The organism is Corallococcus caeni (assembly GCF_036245865.1).
GTDB classification, from domain to species: domain Bacteria; phylum Myxococcota; class Myxococcia; order Myxococcales; family Myxococcaceae; genus Corallococcus; species Corallococcus caeni.
The window spans coordinates 674636-696899 of sequence record NZ_BTTW01000003.1 but is presented as its reverse complement, the minus strand read 5'-3'; the positions used below and the strand labels follow the sequence as shown (position 1 = coordinate 696899).

24 protein-coding genes are annotated in these 22264 nt (G+C 71.1%); 14 read left to right on the top strand and 10 right to left on the bottom strand.

All coding sequences use genetic code 11. The features are described 5' to 3' along the window. Nucleotides 1–57: 57 nt before the first annotated feature. Both AABA78_RS17045 and AABA78_RS17040 read right to left on the bottom strand, forming a co-directional pair. Nucleotides 58–1035: a dioxygenase family protein gene (locus AABA78_RS17045; RefSeq protein WP_338264095.1), complete on the bottom strand. Its 978-nt coding sequence runs from the start codon at nucleotides 1033–1035 to the stop codon at nucleotides 58–60. A 133-nt stretch (nucleotides 1036–1168) separates the two neighbouring features. Beyond that, nucleotides 1169–1516, bottom strand: a complete 348-nt coding sequence (locus AABA78_RS17040; RefSeq protein ID WP_338264094.1) for a hypothetical protein — start codon at nucleotides 1514–1516, stop codon at nucleotides 1169–1171. 149 nt (nucleotides 1517–1665) lie between these two features. On the opposite strand from AABA78_RS17040, the gene AABA78_RS17035 reads away from it, so the two are divergent. The 8 genes from AABA78_RS17035 (at nucleotide 1666) to AABA78_RS17000 (ending at nucleotide 11750) form a co-directional block, all read left to right on the top strand. Beyond that, entirely contained in the window at nucleotides 1666–2724 is a 1059-nt protein-coding gene (locus AABA78_RS17035) for an esterase/lipase family protein (RefSeq protein ID WP_338264093.1), read from the top strand. 13 nt (nucleotides 2725–2737) lie between these two features. Beyond that, entirely contained in the window at nucleotides 2738–3679 is a 942-nt protein-coding gene (locus AABA78_RS17030) for an acetoacetate decarboxylase family protein (protein ID WP_338264092.1), read from the top strand. Continuing rightward, nucleotides 3676–4218 (top strand): hypothetical protein, encoded by a 543-nt coding sequence (locus AABA78_RS17025; protein WP_338264091.1) that lies wholly within the window; start codon nucleotides 3676–3678, stop codon nucleotides 4216–4218. Before AABA78_RS17030 ends, AABA78_RS17025 begins: the two co-directional genes overlap by 4 nt. Then, nucleotides 4215–6359: a patatin-like phospholipase family protein gene (locus AABA78_RS17020; protein WP_338264090.1), complete on the top strand. Its 2145-nt coding sequence runs from the start codon at nucleotides 4215–4217 to the stop codon at nucleotides 6357–6359. Before AABA78_RS17025 ends, AABA78_RS17020 begins: the two co-directional genes overlap by 4 nt. Beyond that, entirely contained in the window at nucleotides 6343–8142 is a 1800-nt protein-coding gene (locus tag AABA78_RS17015) for a GMC oxidoreductase (protein WP_171413331.1), read from the top strand. The genes AABA78_RS17020 and AABA78_RS17015 overlap by 17 nt, the downstream gene beginning before the upstream one ends. After that, nucleotides 8118–9938 (top strand): hypothetical protein, encoded by a 1821-nt coding sequence (locus AABA78_RS17010; RefSeq protein WP_338264089.1) that lies wholly within the window; start codon nucleotides 8118–8120, stop codon nucleotides 9936–9938. The genes AABA78_RS17015 and AABA78_RS17010 overlap by 25 nt, the downstream gene beginning before the upstream one ends. Before the next feature lie 34 nt (nucleotides 9939–9972). Beyond that, entirely contained in the window at nucleotides 9973–10662 is a 690-nt protein-coding gene (locus AABA78_RS17005; RefSeq protein ID WP_171413333.1) for a hypothetical protein, read from the top strand. A gap of 122 nt (nucleotides 10663–10784) precedes the next feature. Beyond that, nucleotides 10785–11750, top strand: a complete 966-nt coding sequence (locus tag AABA78_RS17000) for a hypothetical protein (protein ID WP_338264088.1) — start codon at nucleotides 10785–10787, stop codon at nucleotides 11748–11750. Nucleotides 11751–11766: 16 nt separating this feature from the next. Here the strand turns inward: AABA78_RS17000 and AABA78_RS16995 are convergent, their stop codons facing one another. The 3 genes from AABA78_RS16995 to AABA78_RS16985 all read right to left on the bottom strand — a co-directional run bounded on the left by AABA78_RS16995 (nucleotide 11767) and on the right by AABA78_RS16985 (nucleotide 14080). Beyond that, the gene (locus AABA78_RS16995) at nucleotides 11767–12249 is read right to left on the bottom strand and encodes a hypothetical protein (protein ID WP_338264087.1); all 483 of its coding nucleotides are present in this window, start codon (nucleotides 12247–12249) and stop codon (nucleotides 11767–11769) included. 138 nt (nucleotides 12250–12387) lie between these two features. Then, entirely contained in the window at nucleotides 12388–13776 is a 1389-nt protein-coding gene (locus tag AABA78_RS16990) for a sigma 54-interacting transcriptional regulator (protein WP_338264086.1), read from the bottom strand. Between the two features lie 100 nt (nucleotides 13777–13876). Continuing rightward, entirely contained in the window at nucleotides 13877–14080 is a 204-nt protein-coding gene (locus AABA78_RS16985; protein WP_120527132.1) for a hypothetical protein, read from the bottom strand. A gap of 252 nt (nucleotides 14081–14332) precedes the next feature. On the opposite strand from AABA78_RS16985, the gene AABA78_RS16980 reads away from it, so the two are divergent. Together AABA78_RS16980 and AABA78_RS16975 are read left to right on the top strand one after the other, a co-directional pair. Continuing rightward, a complete protein-coding gene (locus AABA78_RS16980) occupies nucleotides 14333–14608 on the top strand; it encodes a hypothetical protein (RefSeq protein ID WP_043321624.1) in 276 nt (91 codons plus the stop codon). Nucleotides 14609–14666: 58 nt separating this feature from the next. Continuing rightward, on the top strand, nucleotides 14667–15395 hold the full coding sequence (locus AABA78_RS16975; RefSeq protein WP_338264085.1) for a PHP-associated domain-containing protein: 729 nt from the start codon (nucleotides 14667–14669) through the stop codon (nucleotides 15393–15395). 16 nt (nucleotides 15396–15411) lie between these two features. Here AABA78_RS16975 and AABA78_RS16970 read toward each other — a convergent pair whose 3' ends face one another. From AABA78_RS16970 to AABA78_RS16955, 4 genes are all read right to left on the bottom strand, one after another. Then, complete coding sequence (locus AABA78_RS16970; RefSeq protein WP_338264084.1) at nucleotides 15412–16167, bottom strand: hypothetical protein; 756 nt, start codon at nucleotides 16165–16167, stop codon at nucleotides 15412–15414. A 53-nt stretch (nucleotides 16168–16220) separates the two neighbouring features. Continuing rightward, complete coding sequence (locus AABA78_RS16965; RefSeq protein WP_120530714.1) at nucleotides 16221–16424, bottom strand: hypothetical protein; 204 nt, start codon at nucleotides 16422–16424, stop codon at nucleotides 16221–16223. A 66-nt stretch (nucleotides 16425–16490) separates the two neighbouring features. Beyond that, the gene (locus AABA78_RS16960; RefSeq protein WP_338264083.1) at nucleotides 16491–16817 is read right to left on the bottom strand and encodes an FmdB family zinc ribbon protein; all 327 of its coding nucleotides are present in this window, start codon (nucleotides 16815–16817) and stop codon (nucleotides 16491–16493) included. Between the two features lie 25 nt (nucleotides 16818–16842). Beyond that, a complete protein-coding gene (locus AABA78_RS16955) occupies nucleotides 16843–18084 on the bottom strand; it encodes a hypothetical protein (protein ID WP_338264082.1) in 1242 nt (413 codons plus the stop codon). Nucleotides 18085–18322: 238 nt separating this feature from the next. Here AABA78_RS16955 and AABA78_RS16950 point away from each other — a divergent pair, with 238 nt between their 5' ends. The 4 genes from AABA78_RS16950 (at nucleotide 18323) to AABA78_RS16935 (ending at nucleotide 21880) form a co-directional block, all read left to right on the top strand. Beyond that, the gene (locus AABA78_RS16950) at nucleotides 18323–18811 is read left to right on the top strand and encodes a Fur family transcriptional regulator (protein ID WP_171421077.1); all 489 of its coding nucleotides are present in this window, start codon (nucleotides 18323–18325) and stop codon (nucleotides 18809–18811) included. Nucleotides 18812–18816: 5 nt separating this feature from the next. Next, the gene (locus tag AABA78_RS16945) at nucleotides 18817–19356 is read left to right on the top strand and encodes a TlpA family protein disulfide reductase (RefSeq protein WP_338264081.1); all 540 of its coding nucleotides are present in this window, start codon (nucleotides 18817–18819) and stop codon (nucleotides 19354–19356) included. A gap of 83 nt (nucleotides 19357–19439) precedes the next feature. After that, nucleotides 19440–19721, top strand: a complete 282-nt coding sequence (locus AABA78_RS16940; protein ID WP_171421078.1) for an FtsB family cell division protein — start codon at nucleotides 19440–19442, stop codon at nucleotides 19719–19721. Continuing rightward, nucleotides 19718–21880 (top strand): sensor domain-containing diguanylate cyclase, encoded by a 2163-nt coding sequence (locus tag AABA78_RS16935; protein ID WP_338264080.1) that lies wholly within the window; start codon nucleotides 19718–19720, stop codon nucleotides 21878–21880. The genes AABA78_RS16940 and AABA78_RS16935 overlap by 4 nt, the downstream gene beginning before the upstream one ends. 6 nt (nucleotides 21881–21886) lie before the next feature. On the opposite strand, the gene AABA78_RS16930 is transcribed toward AABA78_RS16935, so the two are convergent. Beyond that, the gene (locus AABA78_RS16930) at nucleotides 21887–22261 is read right to left on the bottom strand and encodes a DUSAM domain-containing protein (RefSeq protein WP_338264079.1); all 375 of its coding nucleotides are present in this window, start codon (nucleotides 22259–22261) and stop codon (nucleotides 21887–21889) included. Nucleotides 22262–22264: the final 3 nt, after the last annotated feature.

Sequence of the window (22264 nt, the reverse complement as noted above, 5' to 3'; positions counted from 1 at the left end):
GCCTCCCTTCGGACACGCCGCCCCGGAGGACTCCGGGAGGGCCCGGCCCACCCTAGTTCAGGGCATGCCCCCGTCGAAGCCAGGCGGCGGAGGCCCCATGCCACCATCCCAGCCGGGCGGGGGACCCCCGCCGCCACCACCGCTGCCTTCCGGCACCGCGCACGACGCGCTGTCCAGCGAGGAGCGGATGACCAGCGTCTTGGATGCCAGCATCGCGCCGTCCGCCATGCGCTGGGTGGCGAAGAGGTAGTCCCCCACGGAGTCCGCGGAGATGACCGTGTCGTTGGAGTTGGTCGTGTCGCGTGCGCCGCGCGCGTTGTAGAGCGGCTGGTTGTTGACGATGTCGTCGCTCGTCGTGTCGTCGAAGAACAGCTGCGACGTGACGAACCCCTGGCCGTTCACCCGCACCGTGAAGTGGATGTGGATGGTGCGGCTGCTGTACCAACCGGGGAAGCACGTGTCGAAGTCCACGCGCCCGTTGGCGTCCGTGGTCTGCACGCCCCGGAACCACCGCGCCGCGCGCGCCGTCGCGTCACCGGAGGTGCAGAAGTCGCTCGCGTCCTCGCCGGAGTACAGGCCTTCCGGCGCGGCGTGCCAGATGTCCACCGTGGCGTTCGGGATGGGCGCGCAGGACTCGTTGACGATGAGGAAGGCCAGGCGCACCGGCAGGCCGTCATGGCCCTCGCTGATGTCCTTGCGGTCCACCGTGGTCGCGTAGCAGGGGCCCAGCGTGGCCTCGCAGGTGAGGTTGCACACGGTGCCGATGCCGGAGGCGAACGGATCCGGGTACGCGGCGGCGGCCGTCATCGCCGCGGTGCCCCCCGTGGCCCAGACGCTCGGGTCCACCACGCCGGAGTCCGCGTCCGTGCCTGCATCCGCGCCGGTGTGGGTGTCGCCGCCGGTCGTGTCGTCGCCACCGCAGGCGACGAGCAGCTTCGCCACGGGAACCGCGGCCAGCGACAGGCCAATGCCGCGCAGGATGCTCCGGCGCGTGATGACCTTGGGGGACGGGTCCTGGGGGGATTCGCTCTTCATCCGGGGTTCCTCCGGGAGCTCGGGAGCCAGGAGTGGCGGGGGGGCCGCTCGAGGACCGTCCGGGGCTGACCGGACGGTGAACCGGGTTATCGCGGGCGAACCTTAAGCAATCCTTGCGCGGACGGGCCGCGACTCAGGAGAAGCGCACGCGGAAGGCGGCGAGCAGTGGACCCGCTGCCCGGCCGTCCGCGGTGGACCTCGGTCCGCCCTCCGGGAGCGCCGCGCCCAGTTCCTCCAGCGCGGGCTTCATGGACTCGAAGGCGTGGAGCGCCTCCGCCGCGTTGTCGAAGAAGCGCGGATGCGACAGCCAGCCGGACACGCCGCAGGTGACGACGTGGAAGGAGCGCGAGTCGTCCGCTTCGTAGGTGAGGCGCAAGAGGTCGCGGATGCCCTCGTCCCGTACGACGGTCCCGCCCTGGCTGCCCATGCCCCCGAGCGTCGCGCCGCCCTCGTAGTCGCTCCAGCCCGTGTTCGCGTCCATGCGCTCACGCATAGCACCCCAGGGGCTGACGCGGGCGGAGTGACAGGGAGGCGCCGCGCCGTTGCCCGCTGCCCCTGTCAGGCGGGGCGGCACGCCGGTTGTCGCCCCTTCCACACCGACCAACGTTTGCCGTGTGGGGGGACGTCGTCATGTCCGCGGAAACCATCCATGCGCCGCGCTACTCCGAGGAGATCGTGCCCTTCCTCGCGGGCGACGGCCGCGCGCTGCACCTGGTGCACCTGCGCGGCGTCGAGAAGCCGGACAAGGGGCCGGTGGTGCTGGTGCACGGCGCTGGCGTGCGCGGGAACATCTTCCGCGCGCCGGTGCGGCAGACGGTGGTGGATGCGCTGATCGACGACGGCTACGACGTGTGGCTGGAGAACTGGCGCGCCAGCATCGACGTGGAGCCGGGCGAGTGGACGTTGGACCAGGCCGCCGTCCTGGACCACCCGCACGCCATCCGCACCGTGGTGGAGAGGACGGGGGCGGACAAGGTCAAGGCCCTCATCCACTGCCAGGGCTCCACCAGCTTCACCATGGCCGCGGTGGCGGGGCTGCTGCCGCAGGTGGACCTCATCCTCACCAACGCCGTGTCCCTGCACCCCGTGGTGCCGGCGACCGCGAAGCTGAAGCTGCGCTACGCCGTCCCGCTCGTCTCGAGCTTCACGCCGTACCTGGATCCGCAGTGGGCCTACGGCGGCCCCACGCGCACGGCGCGCGTGCTGACGCGCGTGGTGCAGGCGACGCATCACGAGTGCGAGAATCTGGTCTGCCGCTGGACGAGCTTCACCTACGGCACGGGCTTCCCGGTGCTGTGGCGGCACGAGAACCTCAACGCCCAGACGCACGACTGGCTCCAGCACGAGTTCGGCCCGGTGCCCTTCAGCTTCTTCCGCCAGATGGAGGAGTGCGTGCGCGCGGGCCACCTGGTGCCGGTGGAGGGCTTCCGCGCGCTGCCGGAGGACCTGGGCGAGCGCGAGCCCCAGACGGACGCGCGTTTCGTCTTCTTCGCGGGCGAGGAGAACCGCTGCTTCCTCGCGGAGAGCCAGCGCCGCAGCTTCGAACACCTGGAGCACTTCCACCCGGGCCGGCACGCGCTGCACCTGCTGCCGGGCTACGGCCACCTGGACGTCTTCATGGGCAAGCGCGCGTCCCAGGACGTCTTCCCCCTCATCCTCTCCGAGCTGGACCGCTCCCTGAGCCACTGACGAAAGGTCCGCCATGTTCCTCCCCCGACGCATCCAGAGACAGTCCGGCCGCTACTCGCGCGTGGACGACATCCCGTACGCGCTGCCCGTGGATTCGAAGGGCGCACCGGCGCTGATGGCCGCCTTCACGGTGGACGCACGCCGCGCGGCCAGCCTGCTGCCCGGCAACGAACTGCACCCGCTGCGCGTGTCGCGCGACCGGGCCGTGCTGCTCATCTCCGTCATCGACTACAAGCAGACGGACATCGGCGCGTACATCGAGTTCAGCATCGCGCTGGGCTGCACGCACGGGCGCAGGCCCGCGCCGCCGCTGTTGCCGCTGCTGTTCCAGAAGCACTTCGGCGTGGGGCAGTACGTGGTGGACCTGCCGGTGAACACGGAGGTGTCCGTGAAGGGCGGCAAGGGCATCTGGGGCATGCCCAAGCACCTGGCCCGGCTGGACTTCCGGATGGAGGACGGCTCCGTGAGCAGCCGCTACGAGGAGGGCGGCCGGCAGGCGGTGCGCGTGCGCATCGAGCGCCCGAGGTTCCCGTGGCTGCCGGTGCGGATGGCGGCGGTGAACTACTGCGCCTTCCGGGGCATGTTGATGAAGTCCACCATCTACTTCCGGGGCCGGTTCGGCTTCCGGTTGGGAAAGCACGCGTGGGGGACGCTGGAGCTGGGAGATCATCCGCGCGTCAAGGCGCTGCGCGACCTGGGCATCTCCCCGCGCGCCTTCTTCACCGGGTTCTTCCCGTCGTCCAGCGGCGTGCTGGATGACCACTCCGAGGCGTGGTTCCTCACGCAGCCCACGCTCCCCGACGCGACGTACCCGGAGGGCCTGGAGAGCGTGGTGGACCTGGGCCAGGACCAGACGCCGATGCCGCCTCCGGAGCCGGACGGGGAGCCGCCGCGGGTGCTCCAGGAGGTCGTGCCGCTCCACGACGCGCGTTCGCGCGAGGAAGCGCGGCGATGAAGCGCGGCGGCCCCTTCGACCTGGCGAACGCGTGCCTGCTGTTCCTGTGCACGTCCATGTACCTGGGCACGGGCTGGTCGCTGATCCTCTTCACGTTCCCCATCGCGCCCCGGCTCACGGTGGACAACTACTACCTGCAGTTCGTGCCGCAGGTGCAGGCGGCCACGCGGTTCTTCACCTGGATGACGGCGGTGATGCTGCTGTCGTCCGGGGGGCTGGCGTGGCGCGAGCGCAGGACGGCCCTGCGCTGGTACCCGCTGGGCGTGCTGCTGGCGGTGGTGGTGGCCACGCTGCTCACGCGCATCTTCATCTTCCCGTACAACGACGAGATGGCGGCCGGCATCACGTCGCCTGAACGGCTGAAGGAGGTGCTGGGCGCGTGGATGCGGATGAACCGCATCCGCGTGGGGTTGTGGTCGCTGCAGTGGCTGTTGACGCTGGGCTACTTCGTGCACCGGGTGCTGCGCGCGGAGCACCCGGCCAGGGCGCGATGGGGCTTCGGGCTGCCCGTGCCACCGCGCCAGGAGGTCCACGCATGAGCCCGGCCGCGTCGCGATGGCTGGAGCGCCAGGCCCGCGTCAACGGGCGTCCGTGGCGCTGGGCCCTGGCGGCCATCGGGTGGATCACCCTGGTGACCGGCGCGGCGCAGATGCTCCTGCCGGGGGTGGAGCTGCGCGTGCTGCGCGCGGATGCGTCCGCAGCGCCCGCGCACTTCTTCCGCATCGTGGGCATGTTCATGGTGCTGTTCGGCGGCCTGCTGCTGCACGGCCTGCACGAGCCCCGCGCGAACCCGGCCGCCTTCCTGTGGACGGGCCTCCAGAAGGTGGGGGCCTGCGGGATGGTGGCGATTGGCGTGGGGCGCGGCCTGCTGTCGCCGCTGGCGCTGGGGGTGGCGGCGTTCGACGCGCTGAGCGCCGTGCTGGTGCTGGGGTTCTACGCGTCACTGCGCCAGCGCGAGCAGATCATCTCCGTGCTCAAGCCCCAGGTGGCGGAGGAGGAGGAGGCGCCGGAGCCGGAGCCCACCCGGGAGGCGACCAGCCCCTCCGTCAGCACGCTGCGCGTGGCGGATGCGACCCGCGAGCCCAGACCGCTGGGGAGGCCTCTGCGGGCGCTCGGGGATGATCCGGGCGTCCAGGCGTCGTCGGCGGAGGCGCCCCGGCGCTCGCTGGTGCTCGCGGGCGGCGGCATGCGCGTCGCATGGCAGGCCGGCGTGCTGCGCGCGCTGACGGACGCGCGGCTGTCCTTCAACCACGCGGACGGCACGTCGGGCGGCATCATCACCCTGGCGATGTGGCTGTCCGGCCAGACCCCCGCGGAGATGTGCGAGCGGTGGCGGACGCTGGACGTGAAGGACTTCGTGTCGCTGATGCCGCTGGACGACTACGCGCGGCCCTGGAAGCTGCACGCGCTGGGGGACGCGGACGGCATCATCCAGCGCGTCTTCCCGCACCTGGGCGTGGACGTGGACGCCATCCGCGCGAACCGCGACCGCACGGGCACCTTCAACGTCTGTGACTTCGCCCGGAAGACGAACGAGGCCATCCCGCACACGGACGTGGACCGCGACCTGCTGGTGGCGGGCATCTCCCTGCCGCTCTTCATGCCCCCCGTGGCCAGGGACGGCCACCTCTACCTGGACTCGGTGTGGATCCAGGACGCCAACGTGATGGAGGCCGTGCGCCGGGGCGCGGACGAGGTGTGGGTCGTCTGGTGCATCGGCAACACGCCCCAGTACCACGACGGCTTCTTCCGACAGTACGTCCACATGATCGAGCTGAGCGCGAACGGCGCGCTCTTCGCGGAGCTGGAGCAGGTGCGCGAGCTCAACGCGCGCATCCTCGCGGGCGAGCACGTGGCGGGACACGCGCGGCCCATCACCGTGCACCTCATCAAGCCGGAGCACCCGCTGCCGCTGGACCCGGACTTCTACGCGGGCCACGTCACGGCCGCGACCCTCATCGACCAGGGCTACTCGGACGCCTGGCGCTACCTGTCCGTGGCGCTCGCCCAGGGGCTGCCCCTCACCCCGGAGATCACGCAGATGACCGAACCCTCCTATGACCTGTCCTTCCGAGAGACGATGTCCGGCCCCCTCGCGATGGGCACCACCGACCCCGAGGCCGGCGCCCATGACGGGCGCTCCACGCCCTTCACCATGCACTGCACCATCACCATCGACGACATGGAGGCGTTCATCCGCGACGCCAACCACGCGGCGCGGCTGGTGGCGCACGTGCAGTTCAAGCCACTGGGCATGGACCTGCCCGTGCGCGACGGGAGCTTCAACCTCTTCCGCGCCACGGATGATCCGCGCACGAAGATCATGACCTACGGCCTGCGCTTCCAGGCCCACGGCCAGGACTACTACCTGGACGGCACGAAGACGCTGCACGACGACCCGGGGCCCGACCTCTGGCGCGACACCACGCGCCTCTACAGCTACCTGCACGAAGGCCCGGACGCGCGCGGCCCGGTGGTGGGCGCGGGCGTGCTGGTGCTGGGCATGCGGGAGCTGCTCCACCTGGTCGCCAGCATGCACTCGACGCGCGGGGGCGTGGAGGGCGCGGGCATGGTGGCCCGCTTCGGCCGCCTGTTCCTGGGCGCGCTCTGGGACCTCTACGCGCCGGAGGCGCCGGTGCGTGAGCGGGAAGGGGAGGCCACGCATGGCCACGAGGGCTGAGCACTTCGACGTCGTCATCGTGGGTTCGGGCTTCGGCGGTTCGGTGATGGCGTGGCGGCTGGCGGACGCGGGCCTGCGGGTGTGCGTGCTGGAGCGCGGCAAGGCGTATCCGCCGGGCTCCTTCCCGCGCAGCCCGCACGACATGCGCCGCAACTTCTGGGACCCGAGCAAGGGGATGCACGGCCTCTTCAACCTCTGGTCCTTCCAGGGGCTGGGCGGCGTGGTGTCCGCGGGGCTGGGCGGCGGGTCGCTCATCTACGCCAACGTGCTGTTGCGCAAGGACGCGAAGACCTTCATCCACGAGGACCTCCACGGCGGCGGCTACGAGGACTGGCCCGTCACCCGCGCGGATCTGGAAGCGCACTACGACGCCGTGGAGCGGATGATGCACGCGCAGCGCTACCCGCTGGAGCACGCGCCCTACTCGACGACGGCGAAGACGCTGGCCATGAAGCTGGCGGCCGAGCGCCTGGGCCGCGCGGGAGACTGGCAGCTGCCGCCATTGGCGGTGACGTTCGGCAACCCGGGCGAAGTGCCCGTGCCCGGCGAGCCCATCCGCGAGGAGCACCCCAACCTCCACGGCCGCACGCGCACCACCTGTCACCTGTGTGGGGAGTGCGACATCGGCTGCAACACGGGCAGCAAGAACACGCTCGATTACACGTACCTGTCCGCGGCGAAGCGCGCCGGGGCGGAGCTGCGCACGCTCGCGGAGGTGACGGAGCTGTGGCCCGCGGAGGGCGGCGGCTACGTGGTGCAGTACCTGGACCACACGGACACGCCGGAGGACGTGCCGCGTGAGGGCCCCAAGTCCATGCAGCCGCGCACCACGGTGACGGCGGACCGGCTGGTGCTGGCGGCGGGCACGTTCGGCACCCCGTTCCTGCTCCTGAAGAACCGGCGGCACTTCCCCGGGCTGAGCGGACAGCTGGGCACGCGCTTCTGCGGCAACGGCGACCTGCTGGGCTTCATGCGCCAGTGCCACGACTCGAGCACCGGCAAGCAGCTGCCGCGCATCCTGGAGGGCGGGCACGGCCCGGTCATCACCAGCGCGCTGCACTTCCGGAGCCAGGAGGAGGGCGGCACGGGCCGGGGCTACTACCTGGAGGACGCGGGCTACCCGGAGTTCGTCAACTGGCTCTACGAGGGCGCGCACCAGGTGCCGCTGCTGGAGCGCGGCCTCAAGCTGGCGTGGCGCATCATCCGCGGGTGGACGGGGCTCACGCGCGACTCCGACGTGAGCGAGGAGATCGCCGAGCTGCTCGGGGACTGCCTGGGCTCCGCGACGTCGCTGCCGCTGCTGGGCATGGGGCGCGACATCCCCAACGGCCACATGCGGCTGACGAAGGACGAGATGCTGGAGATCGACTGGCGGATGAGCGGCTCGCGCGAGTACTTCGATGAGGTGCGCCAGTCGATGGCGGACATCGCGCGCACGCTGGAAGGCAAGCTGGTGCAGAACCCGCTCAGCTACCTGAGCCGCGTCATCACCGTGCACCCGCTGGGCGGCTGTCCCATGGGACGTGGCCCGGAGACGGGCGTGGTGGACGCGACGGGCGAGGCCTTTGGCCACCCGGGCCTGTACGTGGCCGACGGCGCGATGATGCCGGGCCCCACCGGCCCCAACCCGAGCCTCACCATCGCCGCGCTCGCGGACCGCTTCGCGGATGCGCTCATCGACTCGCACCGACGTTCCACGAGGGGACGTTCGTGGCACGCACCGGAGCATGCGCCGGAGCACGCACAAGAGGAGGGGCCATGGCCGTCCGTGCCTCCGATGTGAGCCGCATCCCGGGCCAGCGAACCCGGCCCGAACCCCAGCCGGAGACGCCCCCGGGAAAGCCGATGGTGTCGTGGTTCGACCCGGCCGTGCTCGCGAAGTCGGGGGTGAAGGCGCTGCTGTCGGGGACGTTCGGACGGCAGGCGGACCGGCGGCTGCTGGACGCGGTGTCGCAGCCCCAGGACCTGAAGTTCGACTACTCGGAGGACAACCCCCAGCACCCGCGCGACGAGCTGTGGCTGGACTACGTGGCGGACCTGGGGGACGGCTGGGACTCCACCTACTCGGTGGCCTCGGCGGTGACGGCGCCGGAGCTGGTGCTGACGGACGCCTCCGGGAAGGCGTACCCCACGCGGGGCGGCGAGGTGCTCGTGTTCGGCGGGGACGAGGTCTATCCGACCGCGAGCGTGGGGGAGTATCAGGCGCGCACGGTGGTGCCGTACGAGGACGCCTTGAACCGGCGGCGTCACCGGCCGGATCTGTTCGCGGTGCCGGGCAACCACGACTGGTACGACGGGCTGGTGTCCTTCACGCGCCTGTTCTGCCAGGGCCGGACCTCCAGGGGCTGGCACACGCGGCAGCGGCGCAGCTACTTCGCGCTGAAGCTGCCGCACGGCTGGTGGCTCCTGGGCACGGACATGCAACTGGAGTCCGACCTGGACGCGCCGCAGGTGGAGTTCTTCACGAGAGTGGCCAGGAAGATGGACGCCGCGGATCGCGTCATCCTCTGCAACGCGGAGCCGGATTGGATCAAGCAGCAGGTGACGCCCCACGCGGGCCGCGGCTTCCTGGACAACAACATCGACTTCCTGGAGCAGAAGGTGCTGGGCAAGCGCGTGAGCGTCTTCCTCGCGGGGGACCTGCACCACTACCGCCGGCACGAGAACGCGGACGGGCGGCAGAAGATCGTCGCGGGTGGGGGAGGGGCCTTCCTGCACCCCACGCACCTGCCGAAGGTGGACCAGCGTCCGGGTGGCTTCGTGCAGAAGGCGTGCTTCCCGTCGAAGCAGACGTCCCAGCGGCTCGCCTGGCGCAACCTGCTGTTCCCCGTGATCAACCCGTGGTTCAGCGTGTTCATGGGCGTCATCTACACGATGCTGGGCTGGGGCGTGGCCGCGAACCTCAACGAGGGGGCCGTGGGGGCGCCTTCGTTCCGGGAGGTCATCAACGCGGCGTTGCAGAGCACGGGCTCGATGGTGCTGGGCGCGGGAGTGGTGCTGGGCGCGGTCGCGTTCGCGGATGGCCGCCGGGGACCGCGGTGGAAGAAGGCCGCCGGCGTCGTGCACGGACTGGCGCACATGGCCGTGGCGCTGCTGCTCACGTGGGGTGTGTCCGCCGTCGCCGCGCCGCTGGCGGCGGAGCTCCAGTGGAGCCTGCGGCGCGACTTCTTCAGCGGCCTGCTGCTCTTTGGAGGCGGCGCGCTGCTGGGACCCCTGGTGGTGGGCGTGTACCTGCTGCTGTCGCTCAACGTGTTCTCCTGTCATCCCAACGAGGCGTTCTCCGCGCTGTCGATACCGGACTGGAAGAACTTCCTCCGGCTCCACATCGACACGGAGGGTCAGCTCACGGTGTACCCGGTGGGCTTCCGGCGGGTGCCGCGCAGGTGGAAGCGGGGGCGCGGACCGGAGGAGCCGGTGTGGGTGCCGGACCCGGCGGACACGCGGGCGACACCGCCCCGGCTCATCGAGCCGCCCATCGTCATCGGCCGCACGAAGGCGCTTCCGGTGAAGCTTGGGGCTGGTCCGCCCGGACCCACGGGCGTGATGGTGGACGAACACCCTCCCGGCGGAGCGGTTTGAGCGGCGCGGGCTGGCGGCCTACGCTGCTGTCCCCATGAAGGCGATGCTCCTCTCCCTGCTCCTCCTCGGCGCCGCGCCGTCGGGCCCCGCGCCGTCGTCCCTGCCTCCCGAAGCGCTGGGCGCGCCCCCGCTCGTGGATGCGTCTCCCACCGCGTGGGCGTGCACCATCGACACGCTGCGCGCGGGCAAGGAGTGCGTGTTCGAAGCGGAGCTGCCGCCTCCCGGTGCCGCGAACGCGGACCAGGAGTCCGCGAACGTGAAGCTGCTGAAGGACGCGTCGCGCGCCCTCTGTTCGGAGGCCGTGAGCAACGCGCGGGACGGCACGCCGGACCCGAAGCTCGTCGCCGTCTGCGAGCGCAAGTACGCGGACGTCGTGGGCCGCTGCGGCATCGAGGGCAACTCCCCGGTGGTGGATGCCAAGGGCCGCTTCGCGCCCGTGGCCCGCGCCTGCTACCGCGCGCTGTCCACGGTGCTCCAGGACGTGCAGTTGATGGCCACCGTGGCCTCCACCTGCTGTGAGTGCGCCGCGCGCAGCCAGTGCCCGGGCACCGGCGAGAGCTGCTACGCGGCCGTGTCGAGGCAGCAGGCCGGCCCCACCACGCTCGCGTGCATGGACGACCGCTGCCACGACGCCTGCTCGATGATGCTGCCCTCGTCCGCCTCCATCCCGCGCCAGGCGCCGTCGCGCGCGCGCCCGCAGCACACCGACTCCGCCTCGCTGTAGCGCGCGGGAGTCCGCGCGTTCAGTCATCGCGCGAGCAAGCCGTTCGCAGGACCCATTGCTTCACGCCTGTCCGCCATCCAGCACGTCCCGCCGCGCCGCCGCACCTCAAGGAGCCCCGCGCCATGCCCCGTCTTCCGTTGCTGACCCTCCTGGGTGCGCTCGCCACCGGCTGCGGTGCCTCGCACTCCCATGTCGCCCTGGAGGATCGCGCCCTCACGGACGCGCCGCCTCCCCAGACGCCTCCGCCGGCCGCCCGGCGCTCCGTCGCCTCCGAGGAGCCGCCCGCGTCCCCGCATGACGCCCGCGCGTTCCTGGCGCGCTACCCCACGCCTACCGCCTGCGAGGGCGCCGCCCGCAGGCTCCAGGCGTCCTCGCGCGACGACGCGTGGCTGGCCCTGAAGGTGTGCGCGGAGGCTCCCGGCTTCACGCAGCTGGGCGCGGTGCTGGGCAGCGCGTGGACGGAGGACCTGCGCGTGCGTCCGGACGCCGCCAACCTCATCGCCCGCGTGGTGGCCCAGCGCGGCGGCAGCGTGGACGGCGAGCTGCGCCTGCTCCACGCGCGCAAGGTGCCCATCTTCTCGCTCGCGTCCGCCATCGCCCAGCCGGACACCTACCGGGGCCGCTACGTGCTCCTGCGCGCGCAGGTGGCCGACCAGCGCTCGGAAGGGGAGCGCCCCACGCTGTGGCTGGTGGAGCAGGGCCTCCAGGCCGTGGGCTCCCGCCGCGAGGTCGGCGTCGCCTACAACACCGACACGGTGGCGGAGACCTCCGGCGACCTGGGCGGCCGCGCGGCGCTCACCGGCGAGGGCCGCGTGGGCGGCTCCATCTTCACGCGCGAGAGCACCACCCAGTCCGCCTCCGAGCGCACCTACGACAACCTCTCCGAGGAGACCGGCCGCGAGGCCCTGGGCCGCCTGGCCGCGCCGGATCCCTTCCTGGAGACCCGCCGCGACTACGTCATCCTCGCGCGCTTCGACGGCCTGCGCGTCACCTCCGGCATGACCACCGACGACGAGGACGCGGGCCCGAAGATCCCCGTGCTCACCATCGTCAGCTACCACCTGCCGCAGGCGCTCGCCGTCTACTGACGAACCGTCGCGCCCGTCAGCGCTTCACCGGCGCCGCCGCCGCGGTCAGGTCCCGCGACGGCGTGCCGGAGTAGATCTCCACGTCGGTGGCCACCCACGTCCCCAGCCGCTCGCCGTAGGTCGTGTGGACCAGCACGCCCGGGCGCAGCTGGGCCCGGGCCACGCGCTTGCCGTCGCGCAGGATGCGCGTGGACGGCGCCACCTCGAACGGCCGCTCCACGCCGTCATCGTCGCGCACCGTGAAGCCCCGCGTACCGGAGAGGGTCACCGTGCCGTAGAAGTCCGGGGCCTCCTCGGCCACCGCCTCTGCCACGCTCCCGCTCCCGCCGGTGCCTTCGTCCGGCAACGCCTCCGAGCGGGGCTGGAACACCGCGAGCGCCGGCACCATGCCGCTCTCCGCGACGGCCGCCCCGTCCCGCGACTGGCACGCGCTGCCTTCCAGCACGAGCCCTCCCAAGAGCCCTCCAGCGAACAGCCACCTCCCCCAGCCCTGGCGCATGGCACCCACCTCGCGTGCGTTGGTGCTCCCAAGATGGGGCGGAAACCCCGTGCGACAACCACCCCTGGCAGGGAGGTCCACCCCAGTGTCACCCGGGCCACGGCACCCGTGACTCCCGGTGGGGGCAGAGGACCGCTGTCAGTCCGGACCGGACACCAGCCCGTGCTTGCGCAAGAGCTTCCGCAGGTAGACGCGGTCGATGCCCGCCTCGCGCGAGGCCTTGGAGACGTTGCCGCCACAGCGCTCCAGCAGCGTGCGGAGGTAGTCGCGCTCGAAGCCCTCGATGAGGCGCTCCTTCGCTTCCTTGAAGGGCAGCTCCAGCGCCAGCGACAGCGTGTCCTCGGGGCCCAGGTCCGGCGACAGGGCATGGCGCGCGGGCGGCGTGTCCGGCAGGTCCGGCAGCGCGGACTCGCCCAGGCTCACCACCCGGTCCACCACGTTGCGCAGCTCGCGCACGTTGCCCGGCCACGGGTACTGGGCCAGCAGGGCACGCGTCTGGTCCGACAGGGCGCTGGGCGGCTTGCCCATGCGCTCCAGCACGGTGTCGATGAGCAGCGGGATGTCCTCCGGCCGCTCGCGCAGGGGCGGCAGCGTCGCGCGCAGCACCGCGAGCCGGTGGAACAGATCTCCCCGGAAGCGGCCCGCCTTCACCGCGCCCTCCAGGTCCTGGTGCGTGGCCGCCACCACCCGCACGTTCACGGAGCGGTAGTCGTTGGCGCCCACCCGCTTCACCTGCCGGCGCTCCAGCGCGCGCAGCAACCGGGGCTGTACCTCCAGGGGCAGCTCACCCACCTCGTCCAGGAAGAGGGTGCCTCCGTGCGCGCGCTCGAAGGCGCCTGCCCGGTCCGCCTGCGCGCCCGTGAAGGCGCCCTTCACGTGGCCGAACAGCTCCGACTCCAGCAGCTGCGGCGCCACGCCCGCCAGGTCCACGATGACGAAGGGCCCCGTGGAGCGCGCACCGTTCAGGTGCAGGCCTTCCGCGCACAGCTCCTTGCCGGTGCCCGTCTCGCCCTGGATGAGCACGTCGGACTCGCCCTGGGCCACGCGCTCCAGCAGCGTGAACACCTCGCGCATCCGCCGGCTCTGGCCCACCAGGTTGCCGAACCGCTCCCGGTTGGACAGGGGCAGGGCGTGCGCCTTCTCTGACTCCGGAACGAGCTTCAGCTCCGTGGTGCCCAGCGTCAGCACCGCGCCGGGGCGCACCTCCAGGGTAGTGAAGCGCATGCCCTCGCAGAACGAGCCGTTGCGCGAGCCCACGTCCACCGCCTGGATGCCGTCCTCGCGCACGTCCAGGAGCAGGTGGCTGCGCGACACCGCCCGGTCCGCGATGACCACGTCCGAGCTCGCGTCCGCGCCCACCCGGTAGCGGCCGGGGGTCAGCGGGTAGCTCTGGCCGGCGTCCGGGCCGGACAGCACCAGCAGCCGCACCCGCACCCGCGCCGAGCGCATCGCCGGCAGGGCGTCCGTGCGAAGCTGCCGGTCCTCCTCCCCGCTGTCGTCCCCGAAGCGCGCCACGGCGCGGACCATAACATAGGGAAATGGAAAGGCCCGGCCTCCCCGCACGCTCTGGAACTGAGCGTGGGCGGAAGAGGTCGGGCCCGGGAGGCGACCAGGAACCGCGCCGCTGTCAGGCCGGCGGGGCCGGCGGCTTCGCGTGCTTGTAGAACAGCACCAGCGTGTAGCAGTGGAACTCGTTGTCGGAGGACTGACACACGACCCGGTCCACGATCTCCAGGTCCGCGTTGCTCTTGATCCAACGGGTGACGTTCTCACCCAACTCTTCCCGCTCCTTGGCCTTCGTCGCGGAGAAGACCTTCACGCCCGTGAACATCGCCTGCCACTCCTTGTGCGGTGGTGAGAAAAGGCTTGACCGGGGGTTATCGCACACGCCTTTTCAGGGTGTCAAAAATGCTGCGCTCCAAAAGTCGTGATCCGCGAGGGAGCGGGGGAGCGCGACGGGGTGGGGGTTTGCAGGTGTACCTGCATGCATAGGTTCATCCGGTCGCACCCGGTTCTTGGATTGGGGCGGGGGCCCGGAGCCATTTCCGGCTTCAGGGCCAGGGCGGAAAGAGGGGGCAGGACCGTGGACATGAAGACGAAGAAGGACCTGGCGGTCGATTTCATCAACACCATCCGCACCATGGAACCGAGTGCGCTCAACGCCCTCATCGTGAAGGAGGCGGGCGAGGAGCTGGCGCAGTTCTTCCTGAACTACAGCGCGAACCTCATCTCCAAGGATCCTTCGCGGGTGCTGGAGAACACCTCCTCGCTGATGCTGATGGGCTACCTCATCCGCACGTACGAGGAGAAGAACAGCCAGGCCAAGCAGGGCAACTTCCAGTCCTACGCGTACGCCTGAGCGGTGCGTGCGCGCGGGCTCGACAGGCCCCGGGAGGCCTGTTAGGCACGCATCGCCCATGCTCATCGACCTACACGCCCATTCCCATCTGTCCAAGGGGTGCGAACTGGAGCCGCGCGCCGTGCTGGAGCGGGCGGCGATGTTCGGCCTGGACGCGGTGGCGTTCACGGAGACCAACACCCAGGACGGCTGCGACGAGCTCTTCGAGATCGGCGCGAAGTCCAAGGTGAAGGTCTTCGTGGGCCTGGAGCTGGTGACGGACCGGGGCCAGTACCTGTGCTTCTTCCCGAAGCCGGAGCTGGCGCCAGAGCCCGTGCAGATGTGGGGCAGCAACCGGGAGAAGCCCTGGAGCGCCGCCGAGTGCCTGCCCAAGGTGAAGGCGCTGGGCGCGGCCATCGTCGCGGCCCGCCCCTTCGACCGCGACGTGCCCAACCCCGCCATGGACTACGTGCGCTCGCTGTCGGGCGTGCTGTGCGCCGTGGAGGGCTACAACGCCAAGGTGAAGCAGACCGCGAACGACCTGGCCGTGGAGGCCGCGGACGCGCTCAAGCTGCCCTGCGTGGGCGGCAGCGACGCGCGCGGCTCCCTGGACGAGATGGGCCGCGGCGCCACCTTCTTCAAGCGCGACGTGCTCACCCAGGCGCAGTTGGTGGAGGAACTGCTCAAGGGCGACTACTGGCCGGTGATGGCCGGTGAGTTGCCCCGCCTCACCCGGCCGGGCGAGGCCCAGGCCCAGCGCAAGGGCGGCGGCGGCAAGAAGCAGCACCGCCGCGGCGGCCGGCGCTAGACGCCTACGGGAGGCCTCAGGGCAGGACCGACTTGCCCGCCTCCTCCGCGCGCACCAGCCTCCCGTCGGTGAGGAACGCCTTGCGGCGCTCCCCCGTGTAGCGCCACTCCTCGTTCTTCGCGGTGCCCTCCAGCGTGCGGCGGATGGACTCCGGAGGCCCCCAGGCCATGCGCACCGCGTCCGCGGGCATGTCCGCCACCAGCTTCTTGGTGCGCACCGCCTCCTTCACCGCCGCGCTGAAGCCGTCCAGCTGCGCCTTGGGCGAGTGGGGTGACAGCGTGTTCTCCAGCTCCGCGCGGAAGGCGTCCGGCCGGTCGAGGTTGGGCGGCAGCACCAGCACCACCTGCTCCCCCGCGGGCGCGCCCTCCACCGTCACGTACACCCACGGCCAGGTGCGCGGGGAGTAGAGGACGCGCTCGGTGACGACCCACGCGGTGGGGAACTCCACCTTGGTGATGCGCACGCGCGAGCCGGCGGGGAGGGTGGCCTGGATGGGGCCGGGGTTGATGGGCTTGCCCTGGGTGTCGTCCACCAGCCGCACGTCCTCCGGCGGGTAGGGCGTGAGCAGCCGCTTGGACGCGTCCCCGAAGAAGGGCGTCAGGTAGGCGGAGACGCGCAGGTACTGCTCCGCGTCCGGGCCGGTGAGGGTCCGGTCCAGCGAGGCGCGATCCTCGGGGGACATGCGGGTGGCGGACGCGCAGCCGGCACAGAGCGCGGCCAGCAGCGGCACCAGGAGGAGGGACGACAGCGAGCGGAAGGAGGGACGCGGCATGGCACCTGGAGGCACGCGGGGAGGAACGCGCGCTTCTGAGGTGTCTGCTTAGCCTAGCGGATGGCCTGCGTCAGCGCTGGCGTGTCCGTCGCCGCGAGCTTGCCGTTGCGGCAGCCGCGCTGCGGAGGGCACACGGGGCCACGGCCATGCGGGTCCGCGACCAGGAGGAATCGCCCCTGCCCCCGCGCATCCGTCAGCTCTGGATGGCCGCACAGCGCGCAGTGGCGGGGGGGACGCTTCGAGGGAGGAAAGGGCACGCGTCAAGTGTGCGGCCTCCCCGCGCCCCCAGCGAATTTTCAGCCGGGGGCGGTGGGGCGTGCGCGCTACGACTTGTCGCCGGACGCGGGGGCGGGCGCGGCCGCGGGAGCGCTGGCCGCCGGGCTGCTGCTCGGCGCCGCGGCCGCGGTGGACGCGGTCGACGACGAGGAGGACGACGACGATGACGAACCGCCGCCGTCCTTCTTCGTGGAGCCGTACAGGTCGGAGTACCAGCCGCCTCCCTTGAGGTGGAAGCTGGAGCGGCTGACCTGCTTGCTCAGCGTGCCCTGGGCGCCGCACGCGGTGCACGCGGGGGGCGTCGGGTCGGACATCTTCTGCAGGACGTCGATGGTCTTTCCACAGGCCGAGCAGCCGTACTCGTAGATGGGCATGGGGTGGGTACCTCGTGTCGATGAGTCAGTGCGAAGGGGATTGGGCCTGGGCGGAGAGCTGCTTGCGCAGGCCCTCCGTCAGGTTCAGGCGTTCGAAAGCGCGGGTGACCAGCTCCGCGGGCGCGCCGTGCTTGCGCCCCACGACGTTGGCCAGCGAGTGCAGATCCGTGGCGTCCGGCAGGGCATCCTTCGCCAGCCGCTCCAGCTCCTTGCGGAGCGCGTCGGCGAAGCGCTTCTGGATGCCCAGGTCCACCAGGTACTTGTCCCGGCCGAGCAGATCCAGCCGGTGGGTGAGGTGGCCCGTCGCCAGCACCTCGTTGCGGAAGCGCTCGCGCAGGGCCTCCACCTCTTCCTCCAGCTTGAGCGCGTGGGTGAGCCGCTGCAGCTCGCTGGGGGACAGGCCCAGCGCCCAGCCCACGCGGCCGGTGGCGCCGCGCTGCGAGGCATAGGCCGTCTGGATGTTGTGGCGCTCGCGGGCCTCCAGCGTCTCCATGATGCCGTGCTGCCGGAGGACGTTCTCCATGTCCACCTGGGTCAGCTCGCCGCGCGGGCCGTTGTAGCGGTGCTCCAGCGTGCGCAGCAGCGAGTAGCGGTGCTCCGTGGCCTCGATGGCGGCCTCCAGCGTCTCCTTGCCCTCCGCGCGCGTCAGTTCAAAGAACGACAGTCGCTGGGCCTCCACGCGGGTGAAGCGGCCGCGGGGGCGGGGCAGCTCGCGCTTGAGGAAGCGCGGGGCCTCCTCTTCTTCAGGCGCCTGCGGTGCCAGCGTGGCCTGTGCGGCGGTGTCGGCGTCCTCCGCGTCGGTGGTGCGCTTCTTCGGCGCGATGCGCTCCTGGACGGCGGCGGCCTCCGCCTTGGCGCTCTTGCGGCGGCCCGTCCTGGCGTCCGTCTCCTCCACGGGGGAGGAGGGGAGGGCGAACACGGGCGTGGTGGGAGCGGGCGCGGGGGGCGGCGTCTTCTCCTCGCGCACCTGGGCCAGCTCCTGGACCACGTCGTAGTAGCCGCACTCCTGGCGCTGGGCCGCGAGCGACGGCGTCACGCCGCGCAGGATGTCCACCACCGCGAAGGGCCCCAGGGGGGACGTCTCCGGTTCACCGTCCGTGAGGGCGCGGACCCGGAAGTCCTCATCCTCCGTGAGGAGCGCGAGCGCCTCTCGGACCTGCTGTGCGGGGGCCGGAGCCTTCGCGCGTCGGCAGAAGTCCGACACCGCCACCGCCACCGGGGTGGGTACGTCATCGGGCTGCCGTCTTCTCTGCCAGGGACTGATCATGGAAAGGTTCGGAAAATTGCTCGTTTACGAGGGCGGATGCCTCTATCTTCGCGGCCAGACAGGTGTCAATGAGCCAGTCCGGCCTCAATGTAAACAGCCCAGGCGCGGCGCAAGCCGAAGACGCCGAAGTCCGTGGTAGTCAGCGGGGGAGCGGGCGCTCGCTGAGGCCGGTTGGCGAAATTGTCTTGCGGGAGCAGGCATTCCCACCTCAACACATGGGGTGCTCCAGAGATTGCAGATGACGACCCATCACCACAGCCACTCCCATTCCGAGAAAGACAAGGACGAGGTGCTGGCCCGCTACATGGCCCAGCACGGCCTGAAGAGCACGCGCCAGCGCAGCCTCATCATCGACACGTTCTTCGAGGTGGGCGGCCACCTGTCCGTGGAGGAGCTGTGGAACAAGGTGCGCGAGCAGGACACCAAGGTGTCCGTGGCCACCGTCTACCGGACCATGAAGCTGCTCAACGAGTGCGGCCTCGCGCACGCGCGCAACTTCGGTGACGGGCAGACTCGCTACGAGGCGGCGGCGGGGCGCGAGCACCACGACCACCTCATCTGCACGAGCTGCGGCACCATCGTCGAGTTCGAGAACGACCGCATCGAGACGCTCCAGGACGCGGTGGCGCGCAAGCACGGCTTCACGGTGACCTCGCACAAGATGGAGCTGTACGGCCTGTGCCGGGAGTGCCAGCTGCGGGGTGGCCCCCTGGAGCCGGAGGCCTGACCCGCGTGAGTCCGGTGCGACGACGCGCCCTCGCGTGCGCGGTGGCGCTGGGCGTGCTCGGGCTGACGGGCCTGGGGGCCGGCTGTCACCGGAACAGCGGGCCGGTGGACGCCGGGCCCGCGTTCTACCGGGCGCTGTGGCTGCCGTCGGTGGGGCCCACGCGCTACGACCCGCGGCAGCTCCCGGGCAAGGTGGTGCTGGTGTCCTTCATGGCCACCTGGTGCTTCCCGTGCCTGGCGGACCTGCCCACGCTCAAGCAGCTCCAGGAGACGTACGGCCCCCAGGGCTTCCAGGTCGTCGCGGTGGGGATGGACATCGACGAGGGCCGGGTGCTGGGGCCGTTCGCGGACCACTACGCCTTTCCGTACCCGGTGCTGCTGTCGGATGACCGCATGCGCGCGGGCGGGAGCGCCTTTGGCCGCATCCGAGCGCTGCCCAGCACGGTGCTGCTGGACAAGCACGGCCGCGCGGTGGCCGCGTGGCAGGGGATTGAGGGCCAGTCGGACGTGGCGAAGGCCATCGAGAAGCTGCTGAAAGCGGACTGAGTTCCGCCCCTGCTGGGGAGTGCTACAGGGCTGGAGCGGAATTCTTGCGGGCAGGGGGGCCGCTGGTACCTTCGCCGGCGCTCATGACGTCCCGGCGAAAGCTCCTGATGGTGGCGGCGGTGGTGGCGGTGGCCCTGAGCCTCGCTTCGGTGGCGGACGCCAAGGGCTTCCGTCGTTACCTGCGCCTGCGGCAGGACGTGGAGGCGCTCGACGAGCGCAACCGCTCGCTGGCCGCGCAGAACGACGCGCTTCGCAAGGAGATCGCGGCGCTGCGCAAGGACCCGGCGGCGCTGGAGCAGTCGGTGCGTGAGGAACTCGGCTACGTGAAGCCGGGCGAAATCGTCTTCCATCTGGAGTCGCCATGACCTCGCTGACCGTGGTGCCCTCTCCGGCGAAGCTCGTGCGCGCCTTCTTCCGCGCCATCCCCGCGGCGGTGGCGCTGGCCACCTTCGTGCACCTGGCGCAGGGCGGCTTCCGGGGCCTGCACACGCTGGGCTGGACGGAAGCGGCGCTCGTGATGGGGCTGCTCGTCGGCATCGGCATGGCGGCGTGGCGCCGGGCGATGCGCTCCTCGGTGGGCGCGGTCATCGACCTGCGCGACGACCTGGAATTGGGCGGCGGGCTCATCTCCGCGGCCTTCATCGTGGTGGCCATCGGCGGCGGGGAGCTGTTCCCCATCGTGTATCTCTTGATGGCGTTCCTGGTGGCGTTCCTGCCGCGCAACGCGGGCATGACGCTGCTGGGCGTGGCGCTGGTGTACGACGGCCTGGTGACGCTGGGCGGGCCGGTGGTGAACGTCACGGGTTTCCTGACGCACACGCTGTTCCTGGCGCTGTTCGCGGGGCTGTACCACCTGGTGCTGTCCGCGCGGATGGCGGTGGCGAAGCGGGCGGAGTCGGACGCGGTGCAGAAGCGCATCCGCGAGGTGGAGGAGCGCGCGCGCACCTTCCGGCTGGTGTCCTCCGGCACGCAGGACAGCTTCAGCGGGATGAACTCCGACGAGAAGTGGCTGGTCGCGTCGGTGAAGGAGATTGAAGGCGCGGTGCACGCGGCGCTGGAGATCGCGGAGACGGGCCTGCGCACGGACACCTGCGCGGCGTTCCTGCTCACGTCGGACGACCGGAGCCTGAAGCTGTACGACTGCCGCTCCGCGTCGGAGCGGGTGCAGCGGGAGAAGTTCAACGCGGGCGAGGGCATCATCGGCGGGGTGCTGAAGCGCCGCGCGCCGGTGCGGATGAACTCGCCGCAGGGGCTCAAGGGCGTCACGTACTACGAGGGCGGCGGCCCCACGGTGCAGGCGCTCCTGGCGGTGCCCATCCTGGAGGGCAGCGGGCTGGTGCGCGGCGTGCTGGTGGCGGACAAGCTCAAGAACGAGCCGTTCACGGATCAGGACGAGAAGATGCTCACCACCATCGCGGGAGAGGTGCTGCGCTCCATCGAGGTGGAGCGGGTGATGAGCTACATCCGCAAGACGCGCGACGAGAAGGACCGGTTCTTCCGGGCCATCGAGGAGCTGAACCGCGCGGGCAGCCCGGACCAGGTGTTCGTGGCGGTGCTGGAGGCGACGCGGCAGCTGGCGGGGCTGGACTTCTGCGCGGTGACGCTGGTGTCGGAGCAGGAGGGCAAGCGGGTGCACCGCGTGATGCGGATGACGGGCGTCACGGCGCAGGGCAAGGCGCTGGAGGGGCGCACGTTCCAGGACAACAACGGCCTGGTGGCGAACGTGGTGCGCTACGGGGCGCCGTTGCCGGGGCGGGACATCAAGGCGATGGACCGCCAGGTCATCTTCGACGAGGAGACGCAGGTGCGCGGCCTGGGCGCGCTGAAGATCTTCCCGCTGGTGGCGGGGGACCGCATCCTGGGCACGCTGGTGGCGGGGTCGCGCAAGAAGACGGCGTTCGAGCAGGACGTGCTGCGGATGATCGAAGTCATCGCCATCCAGGCGGCGCAGGCGGTGTTGCGCGCGCAGCTCTACGAGCAGATGGAGAAGATGGCGACGACGGACGGCCTCACGGGGCTGCTCAACCACCGCACGTTCCAGTCGCGCGCGGACGACATCCTGGCGCAGGCGCGGCGGTACAACCGCAAGTGCTCCATCATGTTGACGGACGTGGACCACTTCAAGAGTGTGAACGACACGTACGGGCACCCGACGGGCGACCAGGTGCTCAAGGGCGTGGCGCGCATCATCAAGACGCTGGCGCGGGACACGGACATCGTCGCGCGCTACGGCGGCGAGGAGTTCGTGATGGTGATGCCGGAGACGGACGTGCAGGGCGCGAAGATCATCGCCGAGCGCATCCGCGAGGCGGTGATGGCGGAGGTGTTCCAGACGGAGATGGGCCCGCTGCGCATCACGATGTCGCTGGGCATCGCGACGTTCCCGGACAACGCCATGGAGAAGCAGCAGATGATCGACCTGGCGGACCAGTGCCTGTACCACTCCAAGCGCAACGGCCGGAACCAGTCCGTGACGGTGGCGCAGATGCAGGGTGGCCGGAAGCTCCAGGCGGTCGCGGAGTAGGGCGCTTCAGTCCAGGTCCGCGAGCTGGCCTTGCGCGAGTTCGCGGTAGTACGGCACGACCTCCACGGCGAGCAGGTCCCGCATCTGCTGGCGCGCGCCGTCCAGGTCGCCCTGGTCGCGCAGGCGGTACATGCGGTGGAGGGCGTCGCTCATGCGCCGGGAGCCCTCCGTGATGCGCTGGCGCATCTGGTGGAGGAGGGTGCGTGCGGCCTCCGGGGCGCGCAGGCCGGCTTCTACTTCCTCGGCGGGCATGGCCACGGACGGGCCAGCCCGGCGCAGGAGCGAGCGAAGGGCGTCATCCAGGACGACGGTGCCTTCTTGCTGGGCTCGCGTGTCGAGCACGCGGAGTTGATGCCAGTCGCCTTCGAGGTCTTCGACCATGGC